Consider the following 8,689-nt stretch of genomic DNA (forward strand, 5'->3'; position numbering starts at 1 on the left):
AACCCCTCCCATCCACCGCGACGCCACGCCGCACGCGGGCATCCTCGGATGAGGCAACGAAGGGATTACGCGGGCATTTTCGATGAGTCAACGCGCATTCTTGCGCGGGACAGACCGAACCGGTAGCCTCGGCAGAGTCTTCGCCTTGTGGTTGTAGCCAGATCTCCCGCAAGTGACTGCGAAATCCCATCCACCGGCATTCGAGCTGTCGCGATCACCGTGCATACCCACCGGGTAGTTGCCGGCGGACCCGTACCCGGGTGCCCGCCTTCGGGCCGATCGCCGAATCCGGCGCTTCCGATGCCCGGTCACCGGTGCACCCACATCACCACTTCTTGAGGGAAAAACCATGAAAGACAACACTTTTACGAACACACCACCCGACAATCCCCAGGCCGGACAGCGATCCGTCACCGGCATCCTGGATATCGTCGGCAACCACGCCACCCTGCGCGTCGACGGCTATCTGCCCGACCCGCACGACATTTACGTCCATCCCCGCTTCATCCGTGAATTCGGTCTGCGCCGTGGTGATTTCGTTACGGGCACGGCACGCTCGGCCACCAAGAGCGATCAGATGGACCCATTCACCCACATCGAATCCGTCAACGGACAGGACCCGGACCGCGCCGAAACCCGTCCCGACTTCGCCGATCTCACCCCCATCTACCCCAACCAGCGGCTGCGCCTCGAAACCGAGGCGCACGAAATGACCACCCGGGTCACCGATCTGGTCATGCCCATCGGCAAGGGCCAGCGCGCCATGGTCGTCGCGCCACCAAAGGCGGGTAAAACCTCTGTTCTGCAAGCGATTTCGTACGGAATCGCGAAGAATCACCCCGAGTGCGAACTCATGCTTGTGCTCGTCGGTGAGCGTCCCGAGGAGGTCACCGACCTCGCCCGTACCGTCCCCGCCGATATCGCCGCCGCCACCTTCGACCGTTCCCCCAAGGAGCATGTCGCCCTGGCCGAACTCGCGATCGAGCGGGCCAAACGCCTGGTCGAAATGGGACGCGACGTAGTGGTGCTGCTCGACTCGCTGACCCGCCTCGCCCGCGCGTACAACCTGGCCGCCCCCGCCTCCGGCCGGATCCTCTCCGGCGGCGTCGACGCCACCGCTCTCGCCCCGCCCAAGCGCTTTCTCGGCGCGGCCCGCAATATCGAGAACGGCGGCTCCCTCACCATCATCGCCACCGCCCTGGTGGAGACCGGCTCCCAGGCCGACACGGTGATCTTCGAGGAGTACAAGGGCACCGGCAATGCCGAACTCAAACTGGACCGCGCCGCCGCGGGCCGCCGCGTCTTCCCCGCGGTCGATATCGCCCAATCCAGCACCCGCAAGGACGAATTGCTGCTGGCCCCCGACGAACTCGCCGCCACCCACGTGCTGCGCCGCACCCTCGCCGCCGTCGACGGCAAACAGACCATCGACCTGCTCCTGGAGGGTCTGCGCCAGACCCAGACCAACGCCGAGCTCCTGGCCCAGCTCACCACACCCAAGCGCTAACCCCCTTTAAGCCCTCTTTAAGCCCCTGTCAAGGCCCCCGGGGCATTGTTTATCTCAGCCCCGGAAGGGCCTGCTCCAGGAGGGGGGAACAGGGCCTCCGGGGTTTTCGCTAACCATCGCTCCCGCCACCAACACAACTGTCAGGCAACATAGTTGACCCTGACCGTCTTCGAACCCGCTGGCTCGGCGGCCTTTTCCGAAATGAACTCACCGCGACCGGAATCGGCCGCGCCGGGCCGGGGCGGTCGAGAACGACTATCCGACGATCACCAGTACCGCCGCGCCGAGGAAGACGAGTTGCACCACCGCGCGCAGCGGCAGCGGCATCGTCTTGACGCCGACACCGGCCCGGGCCGCGCGGACGTTCGCGGGGAACATCGCGATCATCATCAGCGCCAGCGCCGCGGCGGCGAGTTTTGCGGTCGGCGGGATGAGCAGGCCGAGGGCGCCGGCCAATTCCAGCGCGCCGGTCAGCGTTACCAGCGCGGGCGCGCCGGGCAGTCGCGGCGGCACCATCGCGATCAGTCCACTGCGGCGCGGCTCCTGGAAGTGGGCGGTCGAGGTGAGGACGAACATGGCCGCGAGTCCGAGTGCGGCGGCGTGCGGCCAGGAATCGAGCCAGGCGATATCGCCCAGCCAACCGATCAGGCGGGCAAGTCCGGTGACGACGGCGAGTACGAGCAGGGGTGCCATCGGGATCTCCTAGCTATGGCAGCCAATCTTGACAGTGGCTAGATTAGCCATGACGTCGGAAACTTGTCAATGACAAGATTCTCGGTCACCATCGAGGTATGGCAAAGAGCGGTTACCACCACGGCGATCTGCGGGCGACCATCCTGGCGGCGGCGGCCGAGCAGATCGCGACCGACGGCGTCGACGCGATATCGCTGCGCGGATTGGCCAGGCGCGCGGGTGTCTCACACGCCGCGCCCGCACACCATTTCGGCGACCGCGCGGGCCTGATCACCGCGCTGGCCATCGAAGGCTTCGACCTGCTTGCCGCTGAACTGGAACGTGCCGGTCCCGATCTTCGCGAGGTCGCGGTCGCATATATCCGATTCGCGCTGAACCATCCCGGACACTTCGACGTGATGTTCCGCCGCGACCTGCTGCGCGCCGATGATTCACGACTGACCGAGGCACGCACCCGGTCCGGCGCCGCGCTCCGCGGCGGGGTCGCCGAACTACAGGCCGACCGTCCGCGGCCGCACCAACGGGCCACCCAGCTGGCTGCCTGGTCACTCGTGCACGGATTCGCCGCCCTGTGGCGCGAGGGGGCCTTGGCGAATTCGGCGCTGGTCGACTCGGACGATCCGGAGACGCTGGCCCGAGCTATGATCGCTACCGTTCAGTTCGACTGAGCCGCAGGGGTTCCTGGTCGAGGATTTCCGAGCCCCGTGCAGTCGCTCCCGGTGATAGGCAAGGCCCAGAAAGGGGCACCATGGAAGTCCACGCCTATCCGACCGAAGCGACCGTACCGGTCGATCTCGCTGAGGCACAACGCATCGCCGACCTGCACCTGTCCGACCCCGACGATATCGCGGCCGGAATCCGGAACGTGGTCACCGAGTTCGACGGGGGCTTCATCGTGATCGCCGTTGTCGGTGCGGCCACCGAAGCGCCGGTGCCGCCGCCCGCCATCGGCGGATCGGTCTGCGTTATCGACAAGTCCACCGGCGCGGTCTCCTTCTGGCCGAGCTATCCGACCACCCTCGTCGCCGAGCAGTACACGGAGATGCTGAACAGCGGCAGCCTGGTCGTCGAGGACGAATGGCCCGATCCGGACGCGGACGACGCGGACGACCTCGTGGACTGGTCCCGCAACACCGACGAGGCCACCGTCGATTACGGTGGCGCGCCGAGCTGATCGGCACCGCACCCGCGATCCTCGTCGGTCACCGAAAGTCGCATTACCAGTTGTAGATCCGGATTCTGCACCAGCCGCAACCGATCCAGCCAGGTCGATCGCCGAGGACTCAGTGATCGGTCCACGCGACCGCGCGCAACGGAAACGAGCGCATCCCACGTATCGGCGCGGGCAGGGCGACCAACCTGGCGCCGATACCGGGGACCGCGTCCAGATTCGTCATCTGCTCGATGATCGGGATTCCCGCACCGAGCAGCGCGTGGTGGCACGGCCGCGTCGGCATCGACGTATCGTCGACGTCGAGCGAGTCGATGCCCACCACGGCCACATTGGCGGCGACCAATGCCTCCGCGACCTCGCCGACCAGGAACGGATGTTCCGGGCCCCGGTACGCCGGCGAACCCCATCGGGCCGACCATCCGGTGTGCACGAGTACCGCCTTGCCCCACAGCCGCGCCGGGTCGCCGAGCACATCCGGTCCCACCGCCCGCGTCCCCGCCGCGCGGATCACCACGATCGGCACGTTGAACAGTCGTTCCAGCGGCAACTCGGCGATATCAGCGCCATCGACGTGGAAATGGAGGGGCGCGTCGATATAGGTCCCAGTATTGCCGACCATATCCACGCGCGCGATGTCGTAGGCCATGTCGACCAGCGGTGACTGCTCACGTGACACAACCGTGGTGACCCGCGGTGCGGGCAGGCCCGGACAGGTGAGCATGCCGTCGGAGATCGGATGGGATAACTCCACAATCACCCTGCTCATGCCAGCGACCGTACCTCCGCCGTGCGCGGACGGGGCTCATCGCTCGTCGGCGAATGGCCACCGCGTCAGCCGATCCTCCGCTCGCGACTCGTAGGGCCGCGCACCGAGTGCGCGGGCCCGGTGCCTCGCGGCGACCACCTCCGCACGCGCACCTGCGCGGCCGAGGATCCCGCGCGCGGTGCCCCGGTAGAGCCCGGATGGGCCCAGGCATACCAATCCCGGCCACTGCACGATCAAAGCCTCACCCCACCCGTGGGTCAGCGGTTCCAGCGTCGCGGTGAACTCGACCACCCGAGCACGGCAGCGCGGCGCGTTCTGCCCGACCGCGAGCAACGCCTCGATGAGCAGCGGCACCCGGACGGCGACCCGCGGACCGTGCCAGCGCCCCGGCAGCGCGAGGACCGTCTCGATCAACCGCATGGCACGGTCGTGGTCACCGATCTCGGCCGCGGCCATCGCGACCACGATCGCGAAGTCTTCGTCGAAGTCCTCGGCCGTGCGGTCGGCCTCGACCAGCGCCTCGCCCAGACGACCGTGATGCCACAGCTCGATCGAACTGCTCGTCAGCACCGCCGCTTCGGCCAGCAATCGGGCCGGACCGTCGACCGCGCCGAGTCCTTCGGCGAATCGCGTCATCAACGCCTGCGACTGCGGATAGTCGCCGCGCAATACGGCGAGCATCACCTGCCACCACAGCTGTGTGGCCGCGAGGTCGGTGCCACCATCGGACGCGAGCCGGGCGAACTCGGCCGACAGACGACAGACCAGCCGCATATCCCCCGCCTCCAGTGCACACACCCGGCGAAGATGGATGGCGGTCGCCCGCGCCGCACGGTCGGGGCCTGCGAGTTCATCGAGTTCCTCGGCGATCTTGCGCCGCTCGGCCACGGTCGCCGGATCCCAGGTGCAGACGAACTCGGCCAGCCGTACCTGCCGCCAGGACCGGCTGCCGGGCGCGCTGCGCGCCTGCGCGTCGGCCAGATAGTCGAGATCGCCTGCCGTGCCGTGGATTGCGCGATCCACGGCCTCGATCGCGTCCACCTCGGCGACCAGATCGGCGTCGAGGTCGAAGCGATGAGCCAGCGCCTGCGCCCGCAGCCCCGACGAACCCGCCTGCACCACACCGTATCCGGAGAAGTATCCGGCGACCCCGCGTGGCGAGGCCAGCAGCGCGGTCCGGGCGAGGCCGGACCAGTCACCGCGTTCGGCGCAGCGCCGACCGGCGCGGTCGAAACATTCGGCTGCCGCGTCGTAGTGGCCGAGCCGGTTGTGCGCCTGTCCCGCAATACAATCGAGCTCGATCGACAGCTCTGCGTCGCCGGGATCCGCGTGCCGCAAACCGCGCGCCGCGAGGTCGGCGCAATCGTTGACCGCGTCCCGGCGCAGCGCCTCCCGCGCCGCGGCGAGACAGGCCTGCGCCGCGGTGCTGTCGAGCGAATTCAGCGCGGCGGCGCTGCGATGCATCGCCTGCGCGGCGAGTGCGCCGGGTTGCAGATCGGCCAGCGCGTTCGCGATCCGGTCGTGCAATGCCGCCGTCCGGACCGCGCCGACCGTGGCGAGAACGGCGGCGCGCACGAGTTCGTGACCGAAGGCCACCGCACCGTCGGACACCGAAATAATCTGGGCGGCAACGAGTTCGCCGATCCGGTCATCGAAGTGCGGCGCGCCGTCGGCGGCGACGGCGAGTCCGATCGAGGCATGCGGGCCGATCACCGCCAGCAACTCGGCAAGTGCTCGCGCGGGCTGCGACACCGCGGCCAGCTTCGCCGCCGTGATCTCGGTCGCGGCGCCGGGTCCGTCCAAGGGCCGGCCTGCGCGCACCAGGTCGCACAGTTGCGCCGCGATGAACGGGCTGCCGAAGCTACGCTCGACGATCCCGGCCTGAACGTCACGACTCGTATCGCCGAGATCGGCGCGGACCAGCTCGGTAACGGCATCGTCGGACAGCGGCGGCAACTCCACCGCGACATGCGCGCCGGCGGACTGGAGCAACCGCACGGCAGCGCCCACTTCGGCGGGTAGCGGCTCGGTCCGGACGGTGAGCAATAGCAGCACCGGACGCGCGCAACACCCGCAACGCCGCCGCGATCATCCGCACCGAATCGACATCGGCCCATTGCACGTCATCGATGACCGCGACCACCCGGCCGGTCTCCCGTGCCACATCCGCGAACAGCGCCGCGAGCGCGCGGGCGGTCGGGATATCCGGGGCCGCGCGCCCGGACAGCGCCGCCTGATCCAGCCACGGCATCAGGGTTTCCATGGCCGCGGCGCCGACTCCGCTGATGCCGCCGGTGAAGAACGCCGCGGCACCGTGCCGCCGCACCGCGTCCGCGACGATGGTCGTCTTACCGATCCCCGGCGCGCCGCGCACCGTCACGACGGCCAATTCCCGTTGTGCCCGGCTCCAGGCGCGGTCGAGGACAGCGGCGACATCCTCCCGCCCGACGAGCGCGAACCGCGCCCGCACCGGAGTCACGGAAGACGGCGCCGGAGCAGGTCGACGGTGCGACCGACATCGCCATCCGCATGCGCTGCCCGCGCGTCCCGAGACAGCAGGTCGAGCAGGTCGAGATCGGCGCCCCACCCGGCGCACCGCAGCACGTAGCCGTTCGCGTCGGTCTCGATTCGCAACTCGGGGAGCGGCTTCAATGCCCGGCGCAACCGCGAGACGTAGCCCTGCAAGGTGACGAGGGCACTGTCGGGCGGGCTCCCCCGCCACAGCAGTTCGCACAGATAGCCCGCGCTGCGGGTGGTGCGCTCGGCCGCGAGGATGACCAGGAGTTCGGCATGCTTGCGGGCGGGGATGGCGATACGGGTGCCGTCCGGGGCACTCACCTCCAGCGGCCCGAGTACCGAGATCGCGGGCCGCACGCCGGATTCCTCGTCGGACCGGCCGCGCACCAGCGTCACACCAGCGCCTTCCTCGACCCTAGGCTCATGACAACCACACAGGCACTCCTGCCAACCCCGACCACCAGCGAAATCCGGACCGTTGCGGGCGGCCCCTCTCGCGAGACTGTACTGCGGATGTGCGGTGCGGCGCTGACCATCGGCGGCGCCCTGTGCATCGCGGGCGGCACGCTGTACCCGATCGTCGACCACAAGGGCCATTCGGTCGAAGCGCTGACCGGCCCGGGCACACCGATCGCCCAATCCCTGCTCGGCGTCGGAACCGTCCTGCTGATCCTCGGCCTACTCATGGCTGCGGCCGCGGCTGGGCCTAGCCGGGTTCATCGGCACGGTCTGCTACCTGGTCGGCAATATCGTCACCGCCACCGGACACCTCACCATCGAACTGTTCGTCGCCCACCCGTTCGCGAAGGATCCCGCCACCGCGCACCTGATCGCCGACAACGACAATATGATCGGCACGACCGCGTTCTTGGTGTTCAACCAGGGCGGCGGCATGGTGATGCTGGCCGGAATGGGCCTGCTGGGTGCCAGCATGCTGCGCAACCGCACGGTCCCGCGCTGGATCGCGATACTCACGCTGGTCGGTATGGTCGGTTTCTTCCTGCCGATTCCCGCGACCCAGGGCATCTCCGGGTTCATCTACGAAGCGCCGCGCGGCATCGCGGTCGCCGCGCTCGGGGTCCTGATGATGCGTCACCCGGGCGGGCTGCGCCGCTGGGCGAAGCGGAACTAGTGCCCTTCGTACCCATCTCGCACCGAGTCGTCGACGGCTCGGTGCGAAGCCGTCGCACCATCACCGTGACGCTACGAGGGCGCGTCGAGCTGGTCGGCAATGCGCCTGCGATCCTCATCGGTCACCGGAAGTTGCACTACCAGTAGCAGATCCGGATTCTCCACCAGCCGCAACTGATACAACTCCAACTCGATCGGCCCGGCCTCGGGATGCTCGATACCGATGGTGGCCGGACGGAAATCCTGCACCGGATACTCCGACCACCAGATCCGGAATTCGGCACTGGCTTCGGTCAATCCGGCCACGATCGCGGCCAGCCGCTGGTCATCCGGACGGCGGCCGACGACGGCACGGAACTGGCTGAGAATCGCCCGCGCGGCGGGCTCCCACCGGTGCATCGCGGCGCGATTGCGTTCGTCGGTGAACATCCACCACAGCAGATTCCGTCGCCCCGGCGCCAATTCGGCGGGATCGGTGCGAATCCGGGAGAAGGCCGCGTTCCAGACGACGAAATCGAAGCGGGAATCGTGCACCACCGCGAGATTCGGCGACATCGAATCGGCCAATCGTTGCAACCGCGAAATCGCTTCGCCCGCATCGTGTTCCACCATAGGATCGGCCCGCCAGCTGCCGCAAATGGCGGTGCTGCACCTCGTCGAGCCGCAGCGCACGGGCCAGCGCATCCACCACCTGCGGGCTGGCGACGATCTTGCGGCCCTGCTCCAGCCACGTGTACCAGGTGTGGCTCACCCCGGCCAGATGTGCGCACTACGTACTCCATGTCGCCTGAGCAGCGCGAAGAACAGCTCAGAATTCCTCTCTCAGTTCCACCACCACCGGGTCGGCCGATTCAGTCAGCGCCCAGGAGGCATTCCGAGTGCCCGACAGGCTGTCCGACCG

At 68.3% G+C, this 8,689-nt stretch carries 9 protein-coding genes and 2 pseudogenes; 4 read left to right on the plus strand and 7 right to left on the minus strand.

The genetic code is table 11. The features are described 5' to 3' along the window. Positions 1–403: 403 nt before the first annotated feature. Positions 404–1,507 (plus strand): annotated as a pseudogene (locus AB0H61_RS38755) (transcription termination factor Rho, short form); the annotation flags it as partial. 255 nt (positions 1,508–1,762) lie between these two features. On the opposite strand, the gene AB0H61_RS38760 reads toward AB0H61_RS38755, so the two are convergent. After that, positions 1,763–2,200, minus strand: a complete 438-nt coding sequence (locus tag AB0H61_RS38760) for a hypothetical protein (protein WP_357313860.1) — start codon at positions 2,198–2,200, stop codon at positions 1,763–1,765. A 98-nt stretch (positions 2,201–2,298) separates the two neighbouring features. Between AB0H61_RS38760 and AB0H61_RS38765 the strand changes: the two genes are divergently transcribed. Both AB0H61_RS38765 and AB0H61_RS38770 read left to right on the plus strand, forming a co-directional pair. Next, positions 2,299–2,868 (plus strand): TetR/AcrR family transcriptional regulator, encoded by a 570-nt coding sequence (locus AB0H61_RS38765; RefSeq protein WP_357313863.1) that lies wholly within the window; start codon positions 2,299–2,301, stop codon positions 2,866–2,868. An 80-nt stretch (positions 2,869–2,948) separates the two neighbouring features. Then, positions 2,949–3,374, plus strand: coding sequence for a hypothetical protein (locus tag AB0H61_RS38770; RefSeq protein ID WP_357313866.1), 426 nt, complete (start codon positions 2,949–2,951; stop codon positions 3,372–3,374). A 109-nt stretch (positions 3,375–3,483) separates the two neighbouring features. Here the strand turns inward: AB0H61_RS38770 and AB0H61_RS38775 are convergent, their stop codons facing one another. From AB0H61_RS38775 to AB0H61_RS38790, 4 genes are read right to left on the minus strand one after another with little or no spacing between them, the layout of a single operon-like run. Beyond that, positions 3,484–4,140, minus strand: coding sequence for a cyclase family protein (locus tag AB0H61_RS38775; RefSeq protein WP_357313869.1), 657 nt, complete (start codon positions 4,138–4,140; stop codon positions 3,484–3,486). A 36-nt stretch (positions 4,141–4,176) separates the two neighbouring features. After that, positions 4,177–6,138 carry a hypothetical protein gene (locus tag AB0H61_RS38780; RefSeq protein WP_357313871.1) on the minus strand — a complete coding sequence of 654 codons (1,962 nt, stop codon included), beginning with the start codon at positions 6,136–6,138 and terminating at the stop codon, positions 4,177–4,179. After that, complete coding sequence (locus AB0H61_RS38785; RefSeq protein WP_357313874.1) at positions 6,029–6,610, minus strand: ATP-binding protein; 582 nt, start codon at positions 6,608–6,610, stop codon at positions 6,029–6,031. Before AB0H61_RS38785 ends, AB0H61_RS38780 begins: the two co-directional genes overlap by 110 nt. Before the next feature lie 5 nt (positions 6,611–6,615). Then, positions 6,616–7,053 carry a hypothetical protein gene (locus tag AB0H61_RS38790; RefSeq protein ID WP_357313877.1) on the minus strand — a complete coding sequence of 146 codons (438 nt, stop codon included), beginning with the start codon at positions 7,051–7,053 and terminating at the stop codon, positions 6,616–6,618. Positions 7,054–7,504: 451 nt separating this feature from the next. Here AB0H61_RS38790 and AB0H61_RS38795 point away from each other — a divergent pair, with 451 nt between their 5' ends. Then, positions 7,505–7,789, plus strand: a complete 285-nt coding sequence (locus AB0H61_RS38795; protein ID WP_357313879.1) for a hypothetical protein — start codon at positions 7,505–7,507, stop codon at positions 7,787–7,789. Between the two features lie 71 nt (positions 7,790–7,860). Here the strand turns inward: AB0H61_RS38795 and AB0H61_RS38800 are convergent, their stop codons facing one another. After that, a complete protein-coding gene (locus AB0H61_RS38800; RefSeq protein WP_357313882.1) occupies positions 7,861–8,400 on the minus strand; it encodes a hypothetical protein in 540 nt (179 codons plus the stop codon). An 82-nt stretch (positions 8,401–8,482) separates the two neighbouring features. After that, a pseudogene (locus AB0H61_RS38805) lies at positions 8,483–8,539 on the minus strand (hypothetical protein); the annotation flags it as partial. Positions 8,540–8,689 lie beyond the last annotated feature (150 nt).

The sequence above is a fragment of the Nocardia sp. NPDC050710 genome, from assembly GCF_040654375.1.
In the GTDB taxonomy this organism is placed as follows: domain Bacteria; phylum Actinomycetota; class Actinomycetes; order Mycobacteriales; family Mycobacteriaceae; genus Nocardia.

What these genes read in the sequence shown, in the direction of transcription:
- AB0H61_RS38765 (WP_357313863.1), top strand. Translation starts at nt 2,299, where the DNA reads ATGGCAAAGAGCGGTTACCACCACGGCGATCTGCGGGCGACCATCCTG.
- AB0H61_RS38795 (WP_357313879.1), top strand. Translation starts at nt 7,505, where the DNA reads ATGATCGGCACGACCGCGTTCTTGGTGTTCAACCAGGGCGGCGGCATG.
- AB0H61_RS38775 (WP_357313869.1), bottom strand. Translation starts at nt 4,140, where the DNA reads ATGAGCAGGGTGATTGTGGAGTTATCCCATCCGATCTCCGACGGCATG.
- AB0H61_RS38770 (WP_357313866.1), top strand. Translation starts at nt 2,949, where the DNA reads ATGGAAGTCCACGCCTATCCGACCGAAGCGACCGTACCGGTCGATCTC.
- AB0H61_RS38800 (WP_357313882.1), bottom strand. Translation starts at nt 8,400, where the DNA reads ATGGTGGAACACGATGCGGGCGAAGCGATTTCGCGGTTGCAACGATTG.
- AB0H61_RS38760 (WP_357313860.1), bottom strand. Translation starts at nt 2,200, where the DNA reads ATGGCACCCCTGCTCGTACTCGCCGTCGTCACCGGACTTGCCCGCCTG.